We start from the raw sequence: 24,885 nt of genomic DNA on the forward strand, positions 1-24,885 counted from the left end.
TGTGTCATTCCACCTTTTTTTGTTTCTGTTCATAAAAACGCTGGATTTTATTTATCGTGATCCGCTCTGGGATGCCGAATTGCTTGAGCAATTGTTCAAACGCCCGTTTTCCTTCATCCCAGTCAGCAGCTTCGAATTCCAATTCAAAGTCTTCTTTCTCTAAATATCGGCTGTGATCTAAAATGATTAAGCCTTTTTCTGATTCTTTTTCCGCGCGTGCGGTCGACAGCGTCCCGAAATAGCAAATGTGTTCTGAGTTGATTCCGAGACCTTCCAGCTGACGTTTGACGGGGCCTTCCGGAATCTTGAAGACGTCAAGATCAGGTGCCGCAAGCTCTTGGTGGGTTTCCAGCAGACCGACCGCGGCAGGCTCTTTTAACGTCAGAACGAACGCGCCGTCTTTTTCTCGGATGCGGAGTGCTGATTTTTTTTGTTTCAGGGAAAAATCTTTCGTGTCGAAATAATGATTGACCTGCTGTTTAAAATCATGTTCTTTCATGCAGAGTGCTTCACTCAGCTTCAGAAATTCTGATTTTGTCAGCAGGTTTTTGAATTCAATTTCTATTTCTTGGGTCATGACAGTCTTCCTTTCAGGACGAAAAATTGTATAATTCCCATTATCTCTTTAGAGGTTACGTTTATCAATATCGACCTTGATATGATAAAATAAATGCTGTACTTTGTTAAAAAAGGAGAACATTATGCAAAAGAGAATTGAAATCCAAAATGCATCATTAACAGAAGACGCGCTCCGCTTGAAGTGCGGAGAGGACTTAAGCGGAGCGGAACGCAAAGCCTCAGGTCAAATGCTTGTTGATTCCGATCACTTTGCTTTTGTATACATACTTGAATCAGCTGACTCTTTTGAATATGTCATTATAAAAGAACATATCTGGACGGATCTGAAAAAAGCCTTAGACCAAAGAAAACCGGCGGTCCTTGAGGCCGGCGGAAAAACGGTTGAACTTTCAGGTCTGCATGAAGAACTCGATTATCTTCTTGAAAATATTAAAGATAATGCAAACTACGGAGATATGGAAGAAAAAGTGAAAAACGTATTTCTTTAGAACAGGTTCGGAATTGGGGGATGTACGATGGATGACAAACAATGGGAGCAATTTCTAGCGCCATACCGCCAGGCTGTTGACGAATTAAAGGTGAAGCTGAAAGGCGTCAGAACCCTTTATGAGTATGAAGATGACCACTCACCGATTGAGTTTGTGACAGGCCGCGTGAAGCCGGTGGCGAGCATACTTGAAAAAGCGAGACGAAAAAGCATACCGCTTCATCAGATTGAAACGATGCAGGATATCGCAGGGCTGCGTATCATGTGCCAATTTGTCGATGATATCCAGATCGTCAAAAATATGCTGTTTGCCAGAAAAGATTTTACCGTTGTCGATAAGCGGGATTACATAGCAGAGCATAAGGAAAGCGGATATCGGTCTTACCACCTTGTCGTTTTATATCCTTTACAAACAACGTCCGGAGAAAAGCACGTTCTTGTGGAAATACAGATTCGGACGCTTGCCATGAACTTTTGGGCAACCATTGAGCATTCACTGAATTACAAATACAGCGGGAACATTCCCGAAAAAGTAAAGCTGAGGCTGCAGCGGGCCTCAGAAGCCGCATCACGGCTCGATGAAGAAATGTCAGAAATCCGCGGAGAAATCCAGGAAGCCCAAGCCGCGTTCTCGCGAAAGAAAAAAGCGGGAGACCACCAGTAGGAAAGGAGGGGAATGGCATGAAATTTGCCGTTTCTTCAAAAGGAGACGAGGTTTCAGATACACTGAAAAGCAAAATACAGGCGTATTTACTCGATTTTGATATGACCTTGGATGAAAAAGAGCCGGAAATCGTTATTTCCGTCGGCGGTGACGGAACGCTTCTTTACGCATTTCACAGGTACAGCGACCGTCTCGATAAAACGGCGTTTGTCGGAGTTCACACGGGGCATTTGGGTTTTTATGCCGATTGGGTTCCGCAGGAGATAGAAAAGCTCGTTCTGGCCATTGCCAAAACGCCGTATCATACCGTGGAGTATCCCCTTCTTGAGGTGATTGTCACTTATCATGATGAAGAGCGTGAGGAGCGGTATCTGGCTTTGAACGAATGTACGATCAAAAGCATAGAAGGCAGTCTCGTCGCTGACGTGGAAATTAAAGGCCAGCTGTTTGAAACGTTCAGGGGAGACGGTTTATGTCTGTCCACACCTTCCGGAAGCACGGCTTATAATAAGGCGTTAGGCGGCGCAATCATCCACCCTTCCATCAGGGCGATTCAGCTTGCGGAAATGGCATCCATCAACAACAGAGTGTTCAGGACTGTCGGCTCGCCGCTTTTGCTTCCCGATCATCATAACTGTGTCATCAAACCGAGAAACGACGTCGACTTTCAAGTCACAATTGATCATTTAACCTTGCTGCATAAGGATGTGAAGTCCATTCTATGCCGTGTGGCAAATGAAAAAGTCAGATTTGCAAGATTCCGTCCTTTTCCGTTTTGGAAAAGGGTGCAGGATTCCTTTATCGGAAAAGGCGAATAGAAAGAGGAAACGGATTGGACAACTTTTTTATCCAAAAGAACATGACTGCCCGGGAAGCCGGCATGACGGTAAAAGAATATACGGCGCAGCTCGGCATTTCAAAGCGGCTTCTCGCTGACATTAAATTCGGCGGGGGAGACCTGCTTGTGAACGGAGAGCATGTAACCGTCCGCACCGTGTTAGCAGACGGAGATGTGCTTAAGATTGAATTTCCGAAGGAGCATGTGAGTGAAACGCTTTTGCCTGAGCCGGTTCCGCTTGATATTCTTTATGAAGATGACCATGTGCTTGTGGTCAATAAACAGCCGTATGTCTCCTCAATTCCATCAAGAGAACACCCGTCGGAGAGCATCGCTAACGGAGTGATCAGCCACTACCGAAAAAGCGGCGTGCAATCAACGGTTCATCTTGTCACCCGCCTTGACAGGGATACATCGGGGGCGATGCTCATCGCCAAACATCGGCTTTCCCATTCTCTTTTGTCGGCAGCGCAGAAGAAGGGGCTTGTCAGCAGGCGGTATCTCGCTGTCGTACACGGGATCATGCTGCAGAAGGAAGGAACGGTGGACGCGCCCATCGGAAGAAAACACGACAGTATTATTGAGCGGATGGTAACGCCGGAGGGACAACGAGCGGTGACGCATTTTCAAACGGAAAAAGCGGGACATGCGTTTACGCTTGCAGCCCTGCGGCTGGAAACGGGGCGGACGCATCAAATCCGGGTGCACATGAGCTACCTTGGCCATCCTTTAGTCGGTGATACACTGTACGGCGGAAAAAATGAGGGAATTGCGCGCCAGGCTCTTCACAGTGAGCGGCTTTCATTCGTACACCCCATGACCGGAGAAACGCTCGTTTTTCACGCTCCGGTGCCTGACGATATGAAAACATTGATTGAACACATGTAAAGCCCGAACCGTTTACCGGTTTCGGGCTTTTTTTCATGCCTCCCTGCCGTGATCCTCGCGAAATCGTGAAGCATCATACGGCATTGAGCTTTCCACAGAGACGGTTTCATGCTCCGGAAAACGAAAGCCTGTCAGTTGATTCCCGAAGACGCATCCTGTATCAATGTTGATTGTACGGTTGACGATCCGGGGGCGTTTTACCGGGGTATGGCCGTAAACAATCCATGCCTTGCCTTCATAAGCGGCGGCCCAGTCTCTTCTGACGGGCCTGCCGTCTGGATACGTTTCACCCGTGATATCGCCGTACAGAACAAATTCTTTTACCTTACGCGAGTATTTACCGATATCGTCAGCTTTTATGCCGGCGTGGGCGACAACGAGATCGCCATTATGTAAAATGTCATAAAGCGGCGCTGACTCATATAATCGGATAAATTGTCTGGAGACTTCCGTTCTGTCGGCGGGAGACAGCTCTTTCAGTTCGGCTGCCGTCGTTTCCAGTCCGTGCATCACTTTTACGGGGTTTCCTTTTAAGTAACGATACAGTTTGTTGCAATGATTTCCCGGGACATAACGGACGGCTCCTTTTTCATATGCTTTTGCCGCAAAACGCATCACTTCTACGGATTTTGGGCCTCTGTCCGTTAAATCCCCCGCAAAGACAAGCGTCCTGCCTTCAGAATGAACGGGCGTTCCGTCTTTGACTTCATATCCGAGCTTTTGCATTAACGCGATCATTTCGTCATAACATCCGTGTATATCGCTGATGATGTCATAAGCCATTCGTGTCAGCCTCCTTATTAACGGTTTTTTATTTATTATGGGGCTAATTCCTATACCTAATTACGCTGTTTTTGCACAAATTAAAAAAAGAATTAAAGAAATAAAGCCTTATCACTTTTTTTTCGCGTTCAGCCTTGTTAGAATATGCGTTATGTTTTTAAAAAAAAGTAAGGTTTCGCCCGCTTTAAGCGGGCTTTTATAACCCTTGTTTTAAGGAGGTATTTACGAATGGAACACACATCAGTCGCATCTTTAGTCGTCGTTCTGATCGTCGCTTTTTTGACGCCGCTCCTTTTACATCGGTTTAAGCTCAGCATCCCCGTCGTCGTCGCGGAGATCATCATGGGGCTTATTATCGGAAAAAGCGGCCTGAATCTTGTCGTTCAGGGAGATACGTGGCTGGAGACGCTGTCTGTTCTCGGCTTTATCTTTTTAATGTTTTTAAGCGGCTTGGAAATTGATTTTTCTTCATTTGAGAAAGGGAAGAAAAAACAATTCCTTCCGAATGGCAAGGAAGCGCCCAACACGTTTTCTGCCGCACTGATTATCTTTTTCGGCATCTTTATTTTATCATTGCTGCTGTCCTATGCCTTTGTATTAGCTGGTTTTATACAAAACGCATTTTTAATGACGCTTATTATTTCGACGATATCACTCGGTGTGGTGGTCCCGACTTTAAAGGAAGAACGGATCATGAACTCCAATATCGGCCAGATCATCCTGCTTGTCGCCGTTATCGCGGACTTGGCTACGATGATTCTGCTCGCTTTCTTCTCTTCTCTTTACGGAGAAGACAGCGGAAATATGTGGCTTCTGTTGATTCTCTTTGCCGCGGGGGTCGTGCTGTATTTCTTCGGCAGGATCTTTAAACACCGTTCATTTGTGCAGTCGATGTCCAAAGGCACCGTGCAGATCGGGACGAGAGCCATTTTCACACTGATTATCGTGCTTGTCGCTTTATCGGAATCTCTCGGGGCGGAAAATATTCTCGGCGCGTTTTTGGCAGGCGTTCTGGTATCGCTTCTGTCTCCGAATAAAGAAATGGTGGAACAGCTGGATTCATTCGGCTACGGGTTTTTAATTCCGATCTTTTTCGTCATGGTCGGGGTGAAATTGGACATTTGGACGCTTTTCCAAGATCCGAAAACATTAACGATGATTCCGCTGCTTCTGCTTGCGCTGTTTATCAGCAAAATGTTTCCGGTGTTTTATTTAAAGAAATGGTATGACAAAAGAACCGTGTTTGCTTCGGGCTTTTTGCTGACGTCCACGCTGTCGCTTGTTATCGCGGCGGCTACGATCGGAGAAAGGCTCCACATTATCAGCGCCAATATGTCCGGCGCGCTGACTTTAGTTGCGGTTATTGCCAGCATCATCACGCCGATCGGCTTTAAGAAATTATACAAACGGCAAAGTGCGCCGCAGGAAAAAAAGCGCATTACATTTATCGGCGCCAACCAAATGACGCTTCCGGTTACGCTGGAATTGCCTGAGGAGGAATATGAAGTACGGGTCGTCCATGTGTATCAGGAAAATGCCGGGGAAACGCTTGCGGAATCCGTTTTTTCGGTTGACACGATTTCTGATTACGAGCCCGGCACGCTTGAGTCGCACGGTATTTTCAAAACGGATATTCTTGTCGTGGCGACGGGAAATGAAGAAGTGAACGCCGAAATCGCCTTAATAGCGAAAGAGAAAGGGACTGAGCGTATCATCGCAAGCGTCGGCTCGGTTGAGCATGAAACAAAACTGAAAGAAGAGGGCATCAGTATTTTTTCTATCCTTCTGTCTACAAAGACACTCTTGCGCGCATTAATTGAGGCGCCGGGCGTGATGAGCCTCCTGACGAATGAGGAGTCTTCGTTATATCAGATCAATCTGGAAAACCCGGCGTATAACGGCATCATTCTGCGGGAATTTCCGCTGATGGGCGATGTGATTTTCGTCCGGATTTTCAGAGGTGTGGACAGCATCGTTCCGCACGGAGACACGCGGCTGAAAACAGGAGACCGTCTCATCGTCACGGGCTCGCGCAACTACGTGTCGGAACTGAGAAAAATCCTTGAAGCTTGACCAAATTGCAATTCGTGATAATATAGAAGGCATAACAAATAAATCATTAATCGTATGACCACTAGGGGTGTCCTTCATAAGGGCTGAGATAAAAGTGAGACTTTTAGACCCTCATAACTTGAACAGGTTCAGACCTGCGTAGGGAAGTGGAGCGGTATTTTTTTGGGGTTCCTTTTATCCATTTAAATTCCAAACCACTTTTCCGATGCGGGAAAGTGGTTTTTTTATTTTAACAGGGGGGAAGACATGATGACATTTTCTAAAGAATGCAGACTGGCGGCTGCCGAATGGTGGGACGGAAGTTTTGTTCATCCGTTTGTAACGGGAATCGGTGACGGAAGCCTGCCGATAGACCGTTTCAGCTATTACGTGCTGCAAGATTCCTACTATTTGACGCATTTTGCAAAAGTTCAGGCGTTCGGCGCCGCATATGCCGAAGACTTGTTTACGACGGGCAGGATGGCGGGCCACGCTCAAGGGACATATGAAGCGGAAATGGCGCTGCACCGCGAGTTTACGGAGCTTTTAGGGATTACGGAAGAAGAGCGTGCGGCATTTAAACCGGCACCGACCGCCTATTCTTATACGTCTCATATGTACAGATCGGTGATGAGCGGCAATTTTGGAGAAATATTAGCTGCGCTTCTGCCCTGTTATTGGCTTTATTATGAAGTCGGCGAACACTTAAAAGAGTGCAAACCGGAGCATCCGATTTATGAAAAATGGATCGGTACATACGGCGGAGACTGGTTCAGACAGCAGGTCGAAGAACAGATCAGCCGTTTTGATGAGATTGCTGAAAACAGCACAGAGGAGATCCGCGCGAAAATGAAAGAGAATTTTGTGATTTCAAGCTATTATGAATATCAATTTTGGGGAATGGCCTATCAAAAAGAAGGCTGGTCCGAGAAGGGCGGAAAAGAGGTGGAATCCTTTGGAGCTGCACGCGGTAACTGATAATCGCAAACCCGTTGCCGAGCTTGCCGAGGATATTCTTTCGATTCAGCGCGAAGTAAGCTTTATCCATATCCGTGAGCGGGATAAAACAGCGGGAGAGATCATGCAGCTTTTGTCCCTTTTGAAAAAGGGCGGTGCGGATAAGGACAAATTGATTATCAATGACAGGGCGGATATCGCGCTTTTTGCCAACATACACCGTGTTCAGCTTCCGTCCCGCAGCTTTTCCGTAAAGCAGGTGCGAAGCAGATTTCCCCATCTTCATATCGGACGTTCGGTTCATTCGCTGAAAGAAGCCATCCAAGCTGAAAAGGAAGATGCGGATTATGTGGTGTTCGGCCATGTATTTGAAACCGAATGTAAACAAGGACTTGAAGCAAGAGGCATCAGCCTGCTTTCAGAGATCAAACGCACGCTTTCCATCCCCGTCATCGCAATCGGCGGAATGACAATGCAGACGATCGGACACACAAAGCAGGCGAAACCGGACGGAATTGCCGTCATGTCAGGTATTTTCTCAGCTGAAAATCCTGAGAAGGCGGCAAAACGGTATGCACGCGCGGTAAGGGAGGCCGATTATGAAGAAGCACTATGATACAGCGGTGATCGGCGGCGGAATTATCGGGTGCGCCATTTCTTATGAGCTGGCGAAGACGCAGCAGAACGTTGTCTTGTTTGAAGCCGGAGAAGTCGGCCGAAAAACGACAAGCGCTGCCGCGGGAATGCTGGGGGCTCATGCGGAATGTGAAAACCGGGATGCGTTTTTTGATTTTGCCATGCACAGTCAAAGGCTGTATGAAGCGGCGGGGCAAGAGCTTGAGGAAGCTTGCGGCATTGACATTAGGCGCCATAACGGCGGAATGCTTAAACTGGCGTATACCGAAGAAGATATCGCCCGTCTACGGAAGATGGATGATCTGCCTTCCGTCACTTGGCTTTCAGCGGAAGATGCCCTTGAAAAAGAGCCTTACGCTTCAAAAGACATTCTCGGCGCAAGTTTTATAAAAGACGATGTCCATGTCGAACCGTACTATGTCTGCAAAGCGTATGCAAAAGGAGCGCGGCGCTATGGCGCTGACATATATGAGCATACACAAGTCACCTCCGTAAAACGGGTGAACGGAGAATATTGCATCACAACATCCGGCGGGGATGTCTATGCTGAAAAAGTCGCAGTTGCAAGCGGTGTATGGAGCGGCCGGTTTTTCAGCCAGCTCGGCTTGGGACAGCCTTTTTTTCCTGTGAAGGGAGAATGTCTTTCCGTGTGGAATGACGATACCCCGCTGACCAAAACCCTTTACCATGATCATTGTTATGTCGTCCCGAGAAAAAGCGGCCGGCTTGTCATCGGCGCCACGATGAAACAGGGCGACTGGAGCGATACGCCTGACATCGGAGGAATTGAGGCCGTCATTGCAAAAGCGAAAACCATGCTTCCCGCCATCGAACATATGAAAATAGACCGGTTTTGGGCGGGTCTCAGGCCGGGAACAAGAGACGGAAAGCCGTTTATCGGGCGGCATCCTGAAGACAGCGGCATCATCTTCGCCGCCGGCCATTTTCGGAACGGCATCCTGTTGGCGCCGGCAACGGCTGAAATGGTGCGGGATATAATCTTGGGGCAACAAGTCAAACAGGAATGGGAAGAAGCGTTTCGAATTGATCGCAAGGAGGCTGTTCATATATGATCCTTCAGCTGAACGGAAAACAAATTGATTGGAATCGAAATGAGGGGACGGTTCAGGATTTGCTTGAATCGTACCAGCTCGATCAAAGAATCGTAGTTGTGGAGAGAAATAAAGAAATCATTGAAAAAAAGAATTATGAAAATACAAGTTTGTGTGACCGCGATGTCATAGAAATTGTCCATTTTGTAGGAGGCGGATGAGGATGTTAACAATAGGCGGAAAACAGTTTCAGTCAAGATTGCTGTTAGGAACGGGAAAATATCCGAGTTTTGAGATTCAGAAAGAGGCGGTGGCCGTCTCGGAATCAGATATTTTAACCTTTGCGGTGCGGCGGATGAACATCTTTGAAGAGTCTCAGCCTAACTTTCTCGAACAGCTTGATTTGTCTAAATATACGCTTCTGCCGAATACGGCCGGCGCCGCAACGGCTGAAGAGGCGGTCCGAATCGCAAGGCTTGCCAAAGCTTCAGGGCTTTGTGACATGATAAAAGTAGAAGTCATCGGATGCAGCCGGTCACTTTTGCCTGATCCGGTTGAAACGCTGAAAGCATCAGAACAGCTGCTCGAAGAGGGATTTATCGTGCTTCCGTATACGTCAGACGATGTCGTGCTCGCAAGACGTCTTGAGGAGCTCGGAGTGCATGCCATTATGCCGGGCGCTTCTCCGATCGGTTCCGGTCAGGGAATTTTAAATCCGCTGAATCTATCCTTTATCATTGAACAGGCGAAGGTGCCGGTCATTGTCGATGCCGGCGTCGGATCTTCAAAAGACGCCGCCTACGCGATGGAGCTCGGGGCAGACGGCGTGCTGTTAAATACCGCTGTGTCAGGCGCTGATGATCCGGTCAAGATGGCCCGGGCGATGAAGCTTGCCGTAGAAGCGGGGCGCCTTTCTTATGAAGCCGGGAGAATTCCGGTGAAAGATTACGGAACTGCAAGCAGTCCGCGAGACGGTCTTCCGGTATGACGGACAGATATTCCAGACAGGAGCTGTTTCAGCCGATCGGTCCCTCCGGCCAAGAGAAGCTCCGGTCGTCTCATGCCGTGATTATCGGCGCGGGTGCGCTTGGGACGGCAAGTGCGGAGATGCTTGTCAGAGCAGGGGTCGGGAAGGTAACGATCGCTGACAGAGATTATGTGGAGTGGAGTAATCTCCAGCGCCAGCAGCTTTATACCGAAGACGATGTCAGACAGGAAATGCCGAAAGCCGCGGCGGCTGAAAAACGGCTTCGATCTATAAATAGTGATGTAGAGGTCGAGGGATTTGTCATGGATGTCACTGCGGAAAACGCACCCGGATTGATTCGTGGCGCCTCTCTCATCGTGGATGCCGCCGACAACTTTGAAACGAGACTGATTGTGAATGATGCGGCTGTGCAGAAAGGGATTCCCTTTCTGTACGGCGCCTGTGTCGGCAGCTACGGGCTCTCTTTTACCGTCATTCCCGGTGTCACGCCGTGCCTTCACTGTCTGCTTGAGACATTGCCTTTAGGCGGTATGACATGCGATACGGCGGGAATCATCAGTCCGGCTGTATTGCAGACGGCCGTTTTTCAGGCAGCAGATGCGCTGAAGCTGTTAACGGGCGGATCTATCGAGCATGTTCTCCGTTCCTTTGATTTATGGAAAAATGAACGGTCAGAAATAAACATCGCCCGTCTTAAGTCGGCTGATTGCCCAAGCTGCGGCACAAACGATTATCCGTTTTTATCCTATGAAAATCAGACAAAAGCGGCGGTTCTGTGCGGGCGGAACACGGTGCAGATCAGAATGGGGATCTCCGAACAGGTTGATCTGCAAAAACTTGCGGGACAGCTCAGACGGACAGGGCTTGATGTTTCAGCCAACCCGTATTTAATTTCGTTTTGCACAGACAATTTCAAGATGGTACTGTTTCGTGACGGCAGAGCATTAATACACGGCACAAGTGATATCAGCAGAGCGAAATCCTTTTATCATAAATGGATCGGATAATGCGAAAGGAGCGAAAAACATCATGAGCATATGCAAAGCATTGACGATTGCCGGATCAGATTCAGGAGGCGGCGCCGGTATACAGGCGGATCTCAAAACCTTTCAGGAGCTCGGCGTTTTCGGGATGTCAGCCATTACAGCGGTAACCGCCCAGAACACTTTGGGCGTCCACGGCATTTATCCGCTCACCCGGGAAGCGCTGGGCAGCCAGATTGACGCGGTGGCGGAAGATTTGCGGCCTGACGCTGTAAAAACGGGAATGCTGTGGAGCGCGGAAATGATTGCGGAAATTGCGGAAAAAACGGATCAGTACGGGCTTGATCATGTCATCACCGACCCCGTCATGATTGCCAAAGGAGGCGCTTCCCTGCTGCGTGAGGAATCTCAGGCCGCGTTAAAAGAGCTGTTAATTCCGCGCAGCTATGCGGTGACGCCGAATGTTCCGGAAGCTGAGGTATTGACGGGAATGGAAATCCGCACGTTTGAGGACCGGAAAAAAGCGGCCGAACGCCTTTGCAAGCTTGGTGCAAAGCATGTCATCATAAAAGGCGGACACCAGCCTGAACAGGGGAGGATCGTTGATTTATTATTTGACGGTTCGTCTTTTACCCAAATCAGCCACGCTTATATTGACACCAAACACACCCACGGAACAGGCTGCACGTTCGCAGCCGCGCTGACGGCGGAAACGGCAAAGGGGAAAAACATTCAGACCGCGTTTGAGACAGCCGTCAATTTTGTGCGGGAAGCCGTGGAACATACGCTCGGCATCGGAGAGGGACACGGCCCGACCAATCATTTTGCCTTTAAAAGGAACAGTCTGCAGACGAGATAAAAAAGAGACCGCTTCAACATCCGCGGTCTTTTTCCCATGCTTTCAATCTGGACAAGGTTATGATATGATAAAAATTAAGATCAGGTACTAAAACTATGTCTTTAAGACGATTACAGGAGGCTTTATACATATGAATTTCTCACTTGAAGGCCGCAACATCGTTGTGATGGGCGTTGCCAATAAACGCAGTATCGCATGGGGAATCGCCCGTTCGCTGCATGAAGCCGGAGCGCGCCTCATTTTCACTTACGCGGGAGAGCGCTTGGAAAAATCAGTTCATGACCTTGCGGCTACATTAGAAAGAAATGATTCCATCATCCTTCCGTGTGATGTGACAAATGACGCTGAGATCGAAACTTGCTTTGCGAGCATTAAAGAGCAGGTCGGCGTGATTCACGGCATCGCGCACTGCATCGCGTTCGCAAACAAAGAAGAGCTTGTCGGCGAATATTTAAATACGAACCGCGAAGGATTCCTGCTTGCGCATAACATCAGTTCTTACTCTCTGACAGCGGTCGCAAAAGCGGCGCGTCCGATTATGACTGAAGGCGGAAGCATCGTTACACTCACTTACCTCGGCGGAGAGCGCGTCGTTTCAAACTATAACGTAATGGGTGTGGCAAAAGCGTCTCTTGATGCGAGCGTCAGATATTTAGCCGCTGACTTAGGAAAAGAAAACATCCGCGTCAACAGCATTTCAGCAGGACCGATCCGTACGCTGTCTGCAAAAGGAATCAGTGATTTCAACTCCATCCTGAAAGAAATTGAAGAGCGCGCGCCTCTGCGCCGCACGACAACACCTGAAGAAGTGGGCGACACGGCTGCATTCTTGTTCAGTGACCTGTCAAGAGGCATCACGGGCGAAAATCTTCACGTTGATTCAGGATTCCATATTACCGCACGTTAAATAACAAGCAGTCCCTTTCAGGGATTGCTTTTTTCTTTCTTCTGATTTTAATCATTCCGTCATATAAATAAAACATGACAGAATCGGAGGGATGAAGATGTCAAAACAAAACAGAAACGCGGAAAAAAAACCGCTCATGTATATTGTTCAGGCGGATTATTCAGACACGCAATCATCAATGCAGGACATATTAATCAAAAAAAGGAAAGCGCCTCAGCCGCCGGAAGAAGAGCCGATGCATGGAAAGCGGGAGGAAGAATGTCAAACTCAGCCTGAAGGAGCAGTGGCTGTCGAACCAGAAAAGCAAGTACCTGAACAGCACAGCCGCGCAGAAGAAGCCGTTCAAGAAGTTCCGGCGCAAGCGGAGCAGGACACTGCCAAGCCCGACGCCGCTAAAAAAGAGCCTGATGCCGCTAAAAAAGAGCCTGAAGCGGTTCACAATGCCGCCCCAGAGGAAAAGGTTCCGCCAAAGCGCGTGAAAAAGCCGATGAGCAGAATGTCCATTCTTGAAAAAATTGATTTCTTAACGAAGCTGCCGCATAATATGCCGCGGACCCTTTGTCTGATAGAAGCCAAAGGGAAAACCTACAGAGGCGTAATCGTCGGCAGAAAAAATAATGCGATCTTCCTGCGGACGACAAGCAACGGAGCGCCGGCAGAACTCGCAATAGACGATATTACCTCGCTGCATCCGCTTGGATTTTAACCATACAAAAAGCTGCCTGAATTCTTTCATCCGGCAGCTTATTTTTATGCTTTTTGATTTAAGAATGTGTGCGGTTGATCAGTCTCGGGTTCAGGCAATTGATGGCGCAGAAGCTATGGAGATCGACTTCAACGCAATAGTTCGTTTTTTCTAAACGGAATACATCGCAGAGAGAGTCTTTATCTGTAAAATCAAGAATGTGCTTATGCTCGTCAAAAGCAATAAGCAGGCTTAATGTGGCACAGCCGTCACAGACCCTTTCAACTCTGAAAAAAACGGTATTAAAGCACGGACCGTTATCCAGTTCGCCGACGTTTCCGAATGCGGTGAACGGTTTCGATTTTGAGGTGAAGATGGCGAACGGCACTGTATCGCCTAATGTATAAGCCGGAGATAAAAGTTTAGAATAACAGCCTGTCGGGCAATCTTCTTCAACCGCATTTTGCAGGTCTTCAATATTTTCTACCGCTTCACGCACACAGTATGTTGTATGCTTGCTCATAATATCCCTCCTGACTTCACGTTTTAAATGGTACCGGTTTAAACGATAGCGGAGAGTCAGCCGCCCGGAAGTCCGGGCGGGCTGATGATTGCATCTGTAATAGAAGGTTGGAAGGGGATTCTTCTTTAGGAAAGATGCGAATCAATGACTATCCGTGATGCTTTTTCTCTTTGTGCGGCGCAGGCCGGTTAACAAGCTCGGGTGAAAGGCACTGAATGGCGCTGAAGCAGCTCAGATCAACTTCAATGCAAAATTCTGTTTTTTCTAAACCGAAGAAATCAGGATCACAAGGATGGCAGACGCTGAGGGTGTCGCCGTGCACATCTACGGGGCGCAATACTGAAAGCGTTGCGCAGCAATCGCATAGTCTTTCTACACGAAAGAAAATGGACTCAAAGCACTGGCTGTCATCCGCAAATCCTCCGACGTTCCCGAATGTGGAGAACAATCCGCCTTTTTTATCAAATACGAGAAACGGAATGGTGTCTTTACCTGCAATCGTCGGGCTCAAAAGATTCGTATAGCATCCAGTCGGGCATTGTTCTTCAACAGCCTCTTGTTCTGCTAAAATCTTCTCGACTGCATCGCATACACAACTTTCATCTCGGCCATGGTGTTTTCCGCAGCTCATGGATTTCAGCTCCTTCTTTTAGGGTATTTGACTTTTGTCTTTAACAACATATGTACGCGAGCCTCACTTGGTGTGGGTGAACGTCTATATATTCATCATATGCGGAGAAAATAAGAAAAAGCAGAGCATTTTTAGCTCTGCTTTTTCTTTTTAGAGGATCAGGGTGATGACTAAGATGGCAACCAGTGTATTTGTCGCTGTTGAGATCAACACTGCGATATCGGCATCTACTGTTGTCACGTTTACGCCGCGGGAGTTTTCGATGAGCAGTTTTTGACGGTTGATTTGTTTGTTAGCTGTTAGCTGCAATAAGTCTTGTGCGACCAATTCAGCGATGACTCCGTCAGCGATTGAAGTGAGAGTGGCTGTTACGACTGCTGCATTAAGAGCTGTCATGACTGAAGCGACTGCCTGAACGTCTGTTGACGTTACGTTAATATCACAAGAGTCTCTGATAATAATCGCTTCTTCAGAAACTTGTTTGTTGAGATTCGCTTGAGCCAGGTCCTGGTCGATGAAGGCATTATCTTCGCCGAATCCGTTTCCGTTACAGCAAACACTGCATCTTCTGCCTTCTTTTTCTTCTTTTTCTTCTCGCGGATGTTCGCATTCAGGATCAAGTGCAACCCAAGAGTATGGTCTGCTTTCCATATCTATTCCTCCTTTTCTTTTACTAATATTAAATGAGCCGGCCCCTTACTTTGACTCAGGCATCTATCCTGATAAAAATCACTATTTTTTAGTTATTGACCGGGATTTTGGCGTCTTTGCCGGAGCTGTTCGATTAATTGTTCTCTGCGGGTTTTTGGATTTGTCTGCTGTTCTTGCGCTTTTTCCTGCTCTTTTTTCTGTTTCTGGCTTTCAAGAAAAGCTTCGGATTTCGCCTGCATGTCTTTGACTAATGCGATCAGCATTTCTTTTTCTTCATCAGGGATATCCCGCATTTTATCCTTTGTCACGCCGTGTTTTTTGAAGACATTGCTGACAAGCACTTTTAAAAGCGGATCCACTTCTGGTAGACTTTCGAGTTCTTTTTTTAATTTTTCGTTATCTGCCATTTGTTCTCACCTCTATTTAAATATTTGAAAAGAAAGGTTAAAGGATGTCTAGTTCAGCAAAAAGTATATTTAATAATTGAAACAAAGTTTGTACAAAGGCCATGATATCGTCTGCTGTCAGTGTGATTTTGACATTGCGGCTGTTAATGACTTGAATGAGGGTTCGCTTTTTTATTTGGCAATCATCGAGGATCAGCAGTTCGGTTGCCATTTGGTCGGCTGTGTCTTCATCTGCGATCGCGAGCTGTGTCGCAAGGATAATCGCCGCAGTAACTGAAGCTTGTATTGAAAGAGCGGCCGTTATAAGTGTTGTATCTATTGTGACATTTTCGCAATCAATCACTTCGATCTTCTGCTCGAATTCGTTGGATAATTGTTCGAATATTTGCGGTTGCAGTGTTTCGACTTTTTCTTCAAACGACATAACCTTCACTCCTTTCTCATTCATACTTTATATAATGCAAATGAAACGCCGAGCGGAATAAGAAAAACAACTAAATCGCACCTATTTTTTTACCGGACAAGGTGCGATTCATGAAGATCAGGGTTTTCGCATATGTATAAAGAGGTCAAGTTTTGAAAAGGAGTGAACAGGTGGTTATCAATTGGCTTTCATTTATTCTGTTATCGTTTGCCGTTTTCCGGCTGGCCAGGCTTTTCGTATTTGACACCATTATGGCGCCGCTTCGGAGCCTTTTTCACGAGGAAAAAACAGAAACCGCACCAGACGGCACGACAGAAACCTACATTGTCATAAAAGGAAAAGGCATCAGGGCATTTATCGGTGAACTTCTCAGCTGCTACTGGTGTACGGGCGTGTGGTGTGCCGCCTTTTTAATTGCGGCGCAGATTTTGGTACCCGAGGCTGCGCAATGGCTGATTTTGCTGTTAGCCATCGCCGGCGCGGCCGGGATCATTGAAGCTGCGGTTTCTCGTCTTCTGCAGGAATAAGGCGGTTCCACCAGCAACTTACCGTCACTTTCGGCATAAACTGGCATATATGACATAAGGAAAGGAAGGATCACCATGAATCAATCAAGCAAACCTTCCCAACATTCTCCATACAAATCAACTGTGCATCAGCCTTACGAAAAAAAAATTAAGAAAAAAGGCTGCGGCTGCGGCCAAAAGAAAAAACCGAAATAGCCGTTTTCTAAAAAACCGGAACTTCCGGTTTTTTTTGTTTTTTGCCGAACGCCGGCCTCTGTTCGGCATAGATCATAGGAGGAGGGGATGTTATGAATATATTTGAATCATTCATAAACGGTAAATACCGCCGGCACAATCAAAACCAGCGGGAGCATGACAAATATATCTTATCTATTGAAAAACAGCTGTCTGAGTTTGATGAGGCGGGATCGCGCTTTGAGGAATGGATAGATGTGTTTGCCGCCGAAACAGAAGCAAAACTGAAAAAAAATGAGCATTCTCACTAAAATGAATGAAATCCGCACCGGCCCTATGCATTTATCCAAGCCAAACAAGTCGGCTCACATAGAGTATAGAGAGTAAAGGAGGTGCTTAGATATGGGATTCGGATATGGCGGATTCGGCGGCGGCTACGGCGGATACGGAGGCGGCTATGTCGGAGGCGGATACGGCTCAACATTTGTTCTTGTTGTCGTATTGTTCATCCTTCTGATCATTGTCGGTGCATCCTTTTTTGGCTAAACCTTAGCAAGACCTTGGATAAGCGCGGGACCGTTCAGTCCCGTGCTTCCCTGATGTATGAAGGAGTATAGAGACGGGGCACTCGGAATTTTTTCCTTGTCTTACGGGCACATGTTCCGCTCTTTATTCATACAATATCGTATTACTCCACAAAAGGAGGCACACCATGGATAATCAATTTTTCAAAAATATTGAGAAGAAAACAGGCGTCAGCATGAAGGATGTCATGAACCTTGCAGGATCATTGCAAAATGCCAATTTCAAAGATGAAAACACGGTGAGAGGCGTCATTCAGAAGGTGTCCCAGCTGGCTAACAAGCGTGTTCCGAAAGAATTGGAAGACAAAATCGTTCAATCTATTACAAGCGGTAAAGAGAAACTTGATTTTGGCACCATTTCTAAAATGCTGAACAATAAATAGGCGTCAGCCGGCCTTGCTAAAAAGGCCTTTTTATGTGAGAAGAACCCGGCAGTGATCTGCCGGGTTCTTTATATCCTGAGTGCGCTCCGTCTGTCCGTCCGAAGAAGGGGCTCGAGAAATCTTGAGCTGCGCGCTGTTTTTCCCCGCCTGTACGCGGGACAAGATACATATAAATGCTGCATGGCCCTTGTCATTGCGACATACAGAAGCCGTCTTTCTTCTTCGAGCGGAGCGGGATCGCCCTGTCTCGCCGTCTCAAGCGCGAAGTCATGGGGGATCGAGCCGTCAGCCGCGCCTAAAATATAGACAGTATTGAATTCAAGACCTTTAGAGCGATGAATGGTCAGCAGTTCGACGCCGTTTTCATCGGTTTTCAGATTCTCAGCGGCGCGCATATGATCGACATGCGCAAGAAAATCGGGAATGGTTTTGAATTTTTTGGCGGCCACTTTGACATCCCTGAGATCATCAGAGCCTTTTTCCAGTTTGTTTCCCTCATTGCCCCGTTTTTTTAAATAATCGGAAAAACCCATTTTGCTTTCTGCAAAGGTGATGGCTTCAACCGGCTTCATTGTCCGGATGCTTGCGAAAAACGGAACGATCTGCTTGATCTTTCCTATTTGAAAAGGCTTCAGGTCAGGCAGTTTCGTCAGGGCCTTAATCATCGTGCAATCTTCCGTGATTGACAGCGCCTTTAACGTTTGCAGGGCGGATTGCTTTAAAAATAAGGCGGGCAGCAGGTCTTTCACCGCATCCGGATCATCTTCATTCTGACTCGCATATAAGTAGGCGAGGATCTGGCGTACGATTCTGCGGCTGTAGAACGTCTGCACGCCCCGGTCGGCATGATAAGGAATCGATGATTGATGCAGTCTTTCATAAATGGCCCGTCCGGCGCTGTTTGTCCGGTAAAGCACGGCAAAATCGTCAGGACTCGCCCCGTTTTGAATTTTCTCTTTCATATCCGAAACGATCATGGTCGCTTCTTCTTCTTCATCGTAAGGATAAAACACCACGGGATTGTGAACGCCGTCTTTGACGGCAAATAGTGTTTTTTCATACCGTTTTTTATTTTTCTTTACGACAGCATGAGCGCTTGAGACGATCGGATGCGGCGATCGGTAATTTGCCGTTAAGTAAATGGTCTTTGCTGCCGAATAATCCTTTTGAAAATCAAGAATGAAAGACGGGCTGCTGCCGCGGAACGCATAAATGGATTGGTCGTCATCACCCACGCAGCACAGGTTATTCTCAGGGCTTGCGATCATTTGCATAATGTTGTACTGAACAGGGTTGATATCTTGAAACTCATCAATCAAAATATGAGAAAATCTGTTTTGGTACTGCGCGAGAATATCAGGCCGGCTTTGAAACAGTTCATAACAGCCTTGGGCCATGTCATCAAAATCAAATTGGTGTTTTTCCCGCTTCTGCCGTTCGTAATGTTCGTAGAGCCTGTACACTTTTTTCTCCCAGTCGTCCGCAAGCGGAATTGTCTCATGGGGGAGATACGTGTTTTTCCAGCAGCCGATAAGCTGAAGCGCCTGGTCGACGGGAAACTCTTTTTCATCCAAATTTTCTTCATAGAGCGCCTTTTTCACATATTGCTCTTTTTGCCACTCCATTTTTAAAAGCTGGCTGCCGTTCCATTTTGAAGAATCATAATGATAGAGTATTTTATAGAAAAAACTGTGGAATGTTCCGGTCACGAGACGGGAGACTTTTCCGGCTGCCAGACCGTACTCATTCGCCATCCGCTCTTTCATTTCGGCGACGGCTTTTGTCGTAAAGGTCACAAGCAGCATATTCTCGGGTGAAATGCCGAGGTGTTCAATCATATGGGCGGCGCGTGCTGTCAGCACCCTTGTTTTTCCGCTTCCCGCTCCGGCAAGCACTAATAAAGGCCCGTCCGTTTCTGTAACTGCCTTCATCTGTTCACGGTTCAGGCCGATGCCGGGGAACAAAGATGTATCAGCCGCCTCGGATGTTGGTGAAAACGGTTCGGCCGCAGGCACTTTTTTCGGGCTTTTCCATTCTGAGACGATCGGTTTCGGATTCTCTGAAATCGCTTTTCCTTTCGGCAGGCGGAACATGCCGGCTTCCTTATACTCTTCTTTTTCTTTCTCCGCTTGCGGTTCCTCGGCCGCGCATGCTTTATCACAGGCGGTGAAGTCTCCCTTTTGCCGGTGATAAAATGCCGGCTGCTCTAAAATCGAAAGCCGCATCAAGACGGGCTGGTCACAATGTGCGCAAAAAATATTTCCTTTCTGAGCTTCTTCAAAAAGGAATTGGTAATGTTCTCTGGAATATGTATGTAAATGTATCGTTCGGTTATTCAGTCGGGCGCATTTCAAAAAGGGGTCCTCCCATTAAAAGGTGTTCATCCATTTGATAGACAAAGAATATCATAACAAAAGAACCGCGTTTCAAAAAGTAAGATTAAGGGAAATGAAAAGCGAAGGGGAGGGGTACATATGATTTATGCAGGACGGATTCAAAACCAGCAGTATTCTCAATACGCAAACCGGGCAGCGGGTTATAAGCCTGATTACGCCGGCATTACGAAAGCGGCCGCCCTCGCCAATGACAGGTTGTACAGAGAGGTGGAGCGCCGCCAGGAAAACACCGCAGCCGCAGAAAAGAAAGTACATGAGGAAAAACGTAAGCGCTCTCTTTCCCGTCTGCCGCAAATCATGGGAAAAGGCCGGTTGATAAATCAATACGTGTGAAAAAGCCCGGATATATCCGGGTTTTTTTTGGGTCGTATATATGAAAGATGCGGAAAGGAATGATTCAATTTGAGAAAGCTTTCATTATTGATTGCGGTGTTATTTCTATTCGGCCTCTTTACTGCCGGAATGAAACCGGCACACGCGGCGGAGAGCTCCACAGCAAAAGATGTCACTCTCACACAGCTGGCGCCGCATGTCTGGATGCATACAAGCACTGGTACGGCAGACGGAAGTCCCGTCCCTGCGAACGGATTGCTTCTTGAGACTTCCAAAGGAATCATACTGATTGATACTCCGTGGAATGACAGTCTCACAGAGCAATTAATGACACAAATAAAACAGCGGTTTCCCGGCAAAAGGATGACCGATGCCATTGTGACACACGCCCATGACGATCGTATCGGCGGTCTGAACACCCTGTACAAATACGGGGTAAAGGTGCACAGCACGAAGCTGACCGCCGACTTCGCCCGACAGCAGGGATTTGACCGGCCGCTCGGAGATTTGAAAAACGTGACAAAGCTGCAGTTTGGCGATATGAAAATTGAAACGTATTATCCGGGAAAAGGGCATACGGAAGACAATATGACCGTCTGGCTGCCTGAGGATAAGCTCTTATTCGGCGGATGCTTAATCAAGGCTTTAGAAACAAAGGAAATCGTGCCTACTCCGGGTTTTTATCCGGATCAGTGGCCGCGCGCCGTCCGCAAAGTCATGAAAAGATATCAGGACATCAGTATTGTCGTGCCGGGCCATGGCAGCCCGGGGGATGACCGTCTGCTGCCGCATACGATAAACCTTCTGAAAGAAACGTAATAAAGAAGACCGACGCTCCCATTACGGAGTGCCGGCTTTTTTTATCTCTTCCTGATTTTCATAAAACTGAGGAAAGCAAGTGCAAGCGCCAAAACGGTATATCCCGCTATCGGCCAAATATGCTGATGAAAGGAAGAATAATCTCCGGATATGACTTCCTGAGCCAGCTCGATCGAGTGAATAAACGGTAAGGCATAAGCGATATGTTTGAATGTGTCACCGAGCAGGCTCACCTCCATCCAAGCCCCGCCCAGAAATTGCACGAGTGTAATATAAATCGTTCCGATACCTGAAATTTGTTTGTCCGTAAACACAGCCCCTAAACATAAACCGAAGAAAACGGACATCATCGCAATCGGCAGCAAGACAGCGATACCTGCGAGAAGATTCATCCACTCGGCGGATAAACCGGCAGCCGCTGCTGCGATAAAACAAATGACGATTTGTAAAATGGCTAACGGCAGCATCGGCAGTGCATAACCGATGACATAATCGGCTGTTTTTAAAGGGGAAGCAAACAAACGGGTCAAAAGGGCGGTTTGTTTGTCTTTTGCGATCAGCAATGCAGAGAACATCGTAAGGAAAGCAAAACCGAAAACAATGAGTCCGGGTGCTAAATGCTGAATTTTAAAGGTATCAAGCGGCGCATTTTTTTCAATCGCCGTAAACAGAAACAATAGAATAACAGGCAGTGCGATTCCAAGAATAATAGACAGGGGATCACGAAAAATTTCTTTGCGGTTGCGAATGGCGAAATCAAGCATAAAGACCCGCCTCCCCGTCACAAATCGCTAAAAAGGCATCTTCAAATGTGGCTGAATGAGTTTGCTTTTTCAGAGCCTCCGCCGTACCCAGTGCTTTTAAAGTCCCATTTTCTAAAATGCAAATACGATCTGCCAGGGCTTCAGCCTCTTCTAAATAGTGTGTGGTTAAAATAATCGTCATGTCACCCTTTAATGCCTCAAGATTTTTCCACAACTCGCGGCGTGAACGGACGTCCAGCCCTAATGTCGGCTCATCTAAGAAATAAATATCCGGCTTGGTGATCATTCCCATTGCAATGCTGAGACGGCGCTGCATTCCTCCTGATAATGTTTTTGTTTTTGCTCTTTCTTTCTCTTTTAATTGAAACAATTCGAGCATCTCATCTGTTCTTTTTTTTGCTTCTTTTTTCGGAATTCCGTAGACTCCGGCTATAAACTCTAAGTTTTCCCGTACGGTTAGATGAGGAGCGATGGCTGTTTCCTGCGGGGACATATTCAATTTCGGTTTTATTTTATCCAAATCAGTCAAAATACTGTGTCCAAGCACTGATGCATCACCGTCATCCGGAGAAAGGAGTCCGCAAAGCATACTGATTAATGTCGTTTTTCCGGCTCCGTTCTCACCGAGTAATGCGAAAAATTCCCCTTTCTCAATTGAGAACTCAAGACGGTCAACGGCGGCGGTTTCTTTATAATGTTTCGTTAATTGCTTCAGCTCAATCGCGTGCATTTACTCATCCTCGCTATCTTCATCGATTTGCTTAGCGTTTAAAATATCTTTTGCAAATTCGAAAAAGAGTTCTTGTTTAACAAGTGCGATACCTTGCTGGTTATCCCCAAGCATAAGCAGTGAATCCCCCGGATTTATATCGAAAACATCTCTTGCTTCTTTAGGAATGACAATCTGTCCTTTTGTACCCACTTTAACAGTCCCGAATATATGCTTTCCTTTAGGTGCTGTCATGTGTATCCCTCCGTTGTGTGAATTGTATTTTTTGTATGAATTGTAATACTTCGTATACTGAACATACATTAACCTTCCATAAAATGCAATAAAATTCATGAAATAGTATTATTTTCATAAAAAAAGCACTCCTGCTATAAACAGGAGTGCTTTTGATTTTATCGTTTGTGTTTCTTTATCATTTCCAGATGGGGGATGCCCGCATCGAGAAATTCTTCGCCGGATGTGACGCGGTATCCTTGTTTTTCGTAAAACGGAACTGCCTGCGTCTGCGCATGTAAGATAAAGCTGTCGGCGCCCTTGGCTGCCGCCGCTTTTTCAAGCGCCTGCATAATGATGGCTCCGACGCCTGAAGAACGATGGCTTTTCATCACGCAGATGCGTTCTAATTTTCCATGCCCGTCTTTCATGCGCCATCTGCCGGCTCCGACCGGCTGGCCGCCGTCATATATGACTATATGCTCTGACGTGTCCTCGAATTGATCAATCTCTTCTTCTTCCGGAACGTGCTGTTCTTTAACGAAGACCTCTTTTCTGACGAAAAAAGCGTCGTCTAGCTGTTTTTCAGTTTTTGCGATGATGGATTCCAAACAGTTATTCTCCTCCGCCTAATAAAAATGTTTCGTACACAGTCCATGAGCCGTTATCCAGCTGATAGAGCAAGTGAAAACGGTCGATGACTTCTTCGTGGGAAATGTCCTGCATTTTCAGCTGTCCGAGTACGTCGGAATGTTCATCTGACGACAGCTTCTGGCCGACCGTGACATGCGGAACGAAGCTGTATTCCGGCTCGCCGGATAATGCTCCTGAGTAGCATTTCTCACTCAGAGATTTTAATTCCTCCGTCGGCTCCGCTTTCATATATATCACATTATTCACAGGAGAAAACGAGCTGTATTTTGTGATTTTCAGAACGAGCGGATGCGACTCTTTCGCCGTCTGTCTCAGCTGTGATACGACCTGCTCGATTTCCTGTTCTGTCGCTTCAAACGGATCTCTTAGCGTCAGGTGCGGAGGAATGAGCGCGTAGCTCGGGTCGTAGCGTTTCCGGTACGAATTTGCGAGATCCTGTAATTTTTTTGATGGAAATAAAACAATACCGTATTTCATGAAAGTTCCCTCCTTAAATGAATGGTTACAGCATTTTTTTCAGCGCCGGCGTGATGAGCGGCTGCCAGTAGGTCCATTTATGATCCCCGTCGAAGGTTTCATACGTGTATTCGGACTGTTTGCTTTCCAGCAGCTGTTTGAGCTCTTCGTTCGGCGCGGTGAAATCAATAACCTGGCCGTCCGTCGTGTGAACGCCGGTTTCTTTTTCTCCGATTTGATGATAAACGGAAATCTGTTTGAGATCCTCCGACTGCCGGACGGCATCCAGCACGTGCCCGTCAACATACGGAGACTGCATGATGACGTTTCCAAACATGTTCGGATAGTCAATCGCCGTCATGAGCGAAACGGTTCCGCCGAGGGAATCCCCGATCATGGTGCGGCCGTATCCGACTTGATAAGTCGGGTATTCTTTGTCGATAAAAGGAACGAGCTCATTTGCGATAAACCGCTTATATGAGGCGAACTTAGAGCCTTCTGGATGGTATGTGTTTCTTCGCTCCTGCACATTTTTATAAGGGATGCCGATAATGATGCAGCGGTCAATTTCCCCTTTTGACATAAGCTCTTCCGCCTGCCGCCCGATTCTCCCTAATCTGAAATAATCATGGCCGTCCTGAGCGATGACCGTATGATATTTATACAGGGGGGAGAAGGTGGCGGGCAGGTAGACCAAAACGGTCATTTCCTCTTCAAGCTCATGGGAGAAAAGTTTTTTCTCATGAATGATTCCGTTTTTTGATGCCACATCGCATTCCTCCAGGCCGCTTCTTGTCTTGATGGTTTTTTCCTATTGTACCATGAATTATTAGAAATTTCTTTCTTCAGATGCACTTC

34 protein-coding genes and 1 riboswitch are annotated in these 24,885 nt (G+C 47.0%); of the genes, 20 read left to right on the plus strand and 14 right to left on the minus strand.

Going from position 1 to position 24,885, the window contains the following annotated elements:
- Positions 1-4 precede the first annotated feature (4 nt).
- A complete protein-coding gene (locus tag SB724_RS01385; protein ID WP_410569830.1) occupies positions 5-577 on the minus strand; it encodes a CYTH domain-containing protein in 573 nt (190 codons plus the stop codon).
- A 124-nt stretch (positions 578-701) separates the two neighbouring features.
- Between SB724_RS01385 and SB724_RS01390 the strand changes: the two genes are divergently transcribed.
- From SB724_RS01390 to SB724_RS01405, 4 genes are read left to right on the plus strand one after another with little or no spacing between them, the layout of a single operon-like run.
- A complete protein-coding gene (locus SB724_RS01390; protein ID WP_410569832.1) occupies positions 702-1,067 on the plus strand; it encodes a UPF0738 family protein in 366 nt (121 codons plus the stop codon).
- Between the two features lie 27 nt (positions 1,068-1,094).
- A complete protein-coding gene (yjbM, locus tag SB724_RS01395) occupies positions 1,095-1,730 on the plus strand; it encodes a GTP diphosphokinase (RefSeq protein WP_285979633.1) in 636 nt (211 codons plus the stop codon).
- Between the two features lie 17 nt (positions 1,731-1,747).
- Positions 1,748-2,548 carry an NAD kinase gene (locus SB724_RS01400; protein ID WP_003155018.1) on the plus strand — a complete coding sequence of 267 codons (801 nt, stop codon included), beginning with the start codon at positions 1,748-1,750 and terminating at the stop codon, positions 2,546-2,548.
- A gap of 14 nt (positions 2,549-2,562) precedes the next feature.
- Entirely contained in the window at positions 2,563-3,456 is an 894-nt protein-coding gene (locus SB724_RS01405; RefSeq protein WP_007610628.1) for an RluA family pseudouridine synthase, read from the plus strand.
- A 33-nt stretch (positions 3,457-3,489) separates the two neighbouring features.
- Here SB724_RS01405 and prpE read toward each other — a convergent pair whose 3' ends face one another.
- On the minus strand, positions 3,490-4,239 hold the full coding sequence (gene prpE / locus SB724_RS01410; protein ID WP_022553552.1) for a bis(5'-nucleosyl)-tetraphosphatase PrpE: 750 nt from the start codon (positions 4,237-4,239) through the stop codon (positions 3,490-3,492).
- 228 nt (positions 4,240-4,467) lie between these two features.
- Here prpE and SB724_RS01415 point away from each other — a divergent pair, with 228 nt between their 5' ends.
- From SB724_RS01415 to SB724_RS01460, 10 genes are all read left to right on the plus strand, one after another.
- A complete protein-coding gene (locus tag SB724_RS01415; RefSeq protein WP_022553551.1) occupies positions 4,468-6,312 on the plus strand; it encodes a monovalent cation:proton antiporter family protein in 1,845 nt (614 codons plus the stop codon).
- 53 nt (positions 6,313-6,365) lie between these two features.
- Positions 6,366-6,474, plus strand: a riboswitch (TPP riboswitch).
- An 87-nt stretch (positions 6,475-6,561) separates the two neighbouring features.
- Entirely contained in the window at positions 6,562-7,269 is a 708-nt protein-coding gene (gene tenA / locus SB724_RS01420; protein WP_105938242.1) for a thiaminase II, read from the plus strand.
- Positions 7,247-7,864, plus strand: a complete 618-nt coding sequence (tenI, locus tag SB724_RS01425) for a thiazole tautomerase TenI (RefSeq protein WP_038461787.1) — start codon at positions 7,247-7,249, stop codon at positions 7,862-7,864. The genes tenA and tenI overlap by 23 nt, the downstream gene beginning before the upstream one ends.
- Complete coding sequence (gene thiO, locus SB724_RS01430; RefSeq protein WP_022553548.1) at positions 7,848-8,957, plus strand: glycine oxidase ThiO; 1,110 nt, start codon at positions 7,848-7,850, stop codon at positions 8,955-8,957. Before tenI ends, thiO begins: the two co-directional genes overlap by 17 nt.
- Positions 8,954-9,157 carry a sulfur carrier protein ThiS gene (gene thiS, locus SB724_RS01435; protein WP_007409096.1) on the plus strand — a complete coding sequence of 68 codons (204 nt, stop codon included), beginning with the start codon at positions 8,954-8,956 and terminating at the stop codon, positions 9,155-9,157. The genes thiO and thiS overlap by 4 nt, the downstream gene beginning before the upstream one ends.
- On the plus strand, positions 9,154-9,924 hold the full coding sequence (gene thiG, locus SB724_RS01440) for a thiazole synthase (RefSeq protein WP_007610655.1): 771 nt from the start codon (positions 9,154-9,156) through the stop codon (positions 9,922-9,924). Before thiS ends, thiG begins: the two co-directional genes overlap by 4 nt.
- Positions 9,921-10,931, plus strand: coding sequence for a thiazole biosynthesis adenylyltransferase ThiF (gene thiF / locus SB724_RS01445; protein ID WP_410569836.1), 1,011 nt, complete (start codon positions 9,921-9,923; stop codon positions 10,929-10,931). The genes thiG and thiF overlap by 4 nt, the downstream gene beginning before the upstream one ends.
- Positions 10,932-10,953: 22 nt before the next feature.
- Positions 10,954-11,766, plus strand: a complete 813-nt coding sequence (thiD, locus tag SB724_RS01450; RefSeq protein ID WP_015417222.1) for a bifunctional hydroxymethylpyrimidine kinase/phosphomethylpyrimidine kinase — start codon at positions 10,954-10,956, stop codon at positions 11,764-11,766.
- A 130-nt stretch (positions 11,767-11,896) separates the two neighbouring features.
- The gene (gene fabI, locus SB724_RS01455; RefSeq protein WP_003155001.1) at positions 11,897-12,673 is read left to right on the plus strand and encodes an enoyl-ACP reductase FabI; all 777 of its coding nucleotides are present in this window, start codon (positions 11,897-11,899) and stop codon (positions 12,671-12,673) included.
- A gap of 97 nt (positions 12,674-12,770) precedes the next feature.
- Positions 12,771-13,379, plus strand: coding sequence for a CotO family spore coat protein (locus SB724_RS01460; protein WP_410569838.1), 609 nt, complete (start codon positions 12,771-12,773; stop codon positions 13,377-13,379).
- Between the two features lie 58 nt (positions 13,380-13,437).
- Here SB724_RS01460 and cotZ read toward each other — a convergent pair whose 3' ends face one another.
- The 5 genes from cotZ to SB724_RS01485 all read right to left on the minus strand — a co-directional run bounded on the left by cotZ (position 13,438) and on the right by SB724_RS01485 (position 15,994).
- Positions 13,438-13,881, minus strand: a complete 444-nt coding sequence (gene cotZ / locus SB724_RS01465; RefSeq protein WP_015417224.1) for a spore coat protein CotZ — start codon at positions 13,879-13,881, stop codon at positions 13,438-13,440.
- 148 nt (positions 13,882-14,029) lie between these two features.
- On the minus strand, positions 14,030-14,512 hold the full coding sequence (gene cotY, locus SB724_RS01470) for a spore coat protein CotY (RefSeq protein ID WP_007409090.1): 483 nt from the start codon (positions 14,510-14,512) through the stop codon (positions 14,030-14,032).
- A gap of 150 nt (positions 14,513-14,662) precedes the next feature.
- Positions 14,663-15,163, minus strand: a complete 501-nt coding sequence (gene cotX / locus SB724_RS01475; protein ID WP_014417434.1) for a spore coat protein CotX — start codon at positions 15,161-15,163, stop codon at positions 14,663-14,665.
- 92 nt (positions 15,164-15,255) lie between these two features.
- Positions 15,256-15,570: a spore coat protein gene (locus SB724_RS01480; RefSeq protein ID WP_265972193.1), complete on the minus strand. Its 315-nt coding sequence runs from the start codon at positions 15,568-15,570 to the stop codon at positions 15,256-15,258.
- A 37-nt stretch (positions 15,571-15,607) separates the two neighbouring features.
- Positions 15,608-15,994, minus strand: coding sequence for a spore coat protein (locus SB724_RS01485; protein WP_022553545.1), 387 nt, complete (start codon positions 15,992-15,994; stop codon positions 15,608-15,610).
- 170 nt (positions 15,995-16,164) lie between these two features.
- Here SB724_RS01485 and SB724_RS01490 point away from each other — a divergent pair, with 170 nt between their 5' ends.
- From SB724_RS01490 to spoVIF, 4 genes are all read left to right on the plus strand, one after another.
- Positions 16,165-16,521, plus strand: a complete 357-nt coding sequence (locus tag SB724_RS01490; protein WP_032875197.1) for a DUF1360 domain-containing protein — start codon at positions 16,165-16,167, stop codon at positions 16,519-16,521.
- Between the two features lie 287 nt (positions 16,522-16,808).
- A complete protein-coding gene (locus SB724_RS01495) occupies positions 16,809-17,006 on the plus strand; it encodes a hypothetical protein (protein WP_012117306.1) in 198 nt (65 codons plus the stop codon).
- Positions 17,007-17,097: 91 nt separating this feature from the next.
- Positions 17,098-17,241 (plus strand): YjcZ family sporulation protein, encoded by a 144-nt coding sequence (locus SB724_RS01500; protein ID WP_044802821.1) that lies wholly within the window; start codon positions 17,098-17,100, stop codon positions 17,239-17,241.
- A gap of 166 nt (positions 17,242-17,407) precedes the next feature.
- Positions 17,408-17,662 carry a sporulation-specific transcription regulator SpoVIF gene (gene spoVIF / locus SB724_RS01505; RefSeq protein ID WP_003154986.1) on the plus strand — a complete coding sequence of 85 codons (255 nt, stop codon included), beginning with the start codon at positions 17,408-17,410 and terminating at the stop codon, positions 17,660-17,662.
- A 68-nt stretch (positions 17,663-17,730) separates the two neighbouring features.
- Here the strand turns inward: spoVIF and SB724_RS01510 are convergent, their stop codons facing one another.
- The gene (locus tag SB724_RS01510) at positions 17,731-20,016 is read right to left on the minus strand and encodes an ATP-dependent helicase (protein WP_410569842.1); all 2,286 of its coding nucleotides are present in this window, start codon (positions 20,014-20,016) and stop codon (positions 17,731-17,733) included.
- A 120-nt stretch (positions 20,017-20,136) separates the two neighbouring features.
- On the opposite strand from SB724_RS01510, the gene SB724_RS01515 reads away from it, so the two are divergent.
- Together SB724_RS01515 and bla are read left to right on the plus strand one after the other, a co-directional pair.
- The gene (locus SB724_RS01515; RefSeq protein WP_032874485.1) at positions 20,137-20,391 is read left to right on the plus strand and encodes a hypothetical protein; all 255 of its coding nucleotides are present in this window, start codon (positions 20,137-20,139) and stop codon (positions 20,389-20,391) included.
- Positions 20,392-20,460: 69 nt separating this feature from the next.
- A complete protein-coding gene (gene bla, locus SB724_RS01520; protein ID WP_410569844.1) occupies positions 20,461-21,210 on the plus strand; it encodes a subclass B1 metallo-beta-lactamase in 750 nt (249 codons plus the stop codon).
- A gap of 41 nt (positions 21,211-21,251) precedes the next feature.
- Here the strand turns inward: bla and SB724_RS01525 are convergent, their stop codons facing one another.
- From SB724_RS01525 to SB724_RS01550, 6 genes are all read right to left on the minus strand, one after another.
- On the minus strand, positions 21,252-21,974 hold the full coding sequence (locus tag SB724_RS01525) for an ABC transporter permease (RefSeq protein ID WP_017417468.1): 723 nt from the start codon (positions 21,972-21,974) through the stop codon (positions 21,252-21,254).
- Positions 21,967-22,704: an ABC transporter ATP-binding protein gene (locus SB724_RS01530; protein ID WP_032874490.1), complete on the minus strand. Its 738-nt coding sequence runs from the start codon at positions 22,702-22,704 to the stop codon at positions 21,967-21,969. The genes SB724_RS01525 and SB724_RS01530 overlap by 8 nt, the downstream gene beginning before the upstream one ends.
- Positions 22,705-22,938 (minus strand): AbrB/MazE/SpoVT family DNA-binding domain-containing protein, encoded by a 234-nt coding sequence (locus SB724_RS01535; RefSeq protein WP_173612655.1) that lies wholly within the window; start codon positions 22,936-22,938, stop codon positions 22,705-22,707.
- Positions 22,939-23,096: 158 nt separating this feature from the next.
- Positions 23,097-23,528, minus strand: coding sequence for a GNAT family N-acetyltransferase (locus SB724_RS01540; protein WP_044802824.1), 432 nt, complete (start codon positions 23,526-23,528; stop codon positions 23,097-23,099).
- A gap of 4 nt (positions 23,529-23,532) precedes the next feature.
- Entirely contained in the window at positions 23,533-24,048 is a 516-nt protein-coding gene (locus tag SB724_RS01545) for a YjcG family protein (RefSeq protein WP_007610690.1), read from the minus strand.
- Positions 24,049-24,073: 25 nt separating this feature from the next.
- The gene (locus SB724_RS01550) at positions 24,074-24,796 is read right to left on the minus strand and encodes an esterase family protein (RefSeq protein WP_326150252.1); all 723 of its coding nucleotides are present in this window, start codon (positions 24,794-24,796) and stop codon (positions 24,074-24,076) included.
- Positions 24,797-24,885: the final 89 nt, after the last annotated feature.

The organism is Bacillus sp. SIMBA_031 (assembly GCF_046535225.1).
Classification (GTDB): Bacteria; Bacillota; Bacilli; order Bacillales; family Bacillaceae; genus Bacillus; species Bacillus velezensis.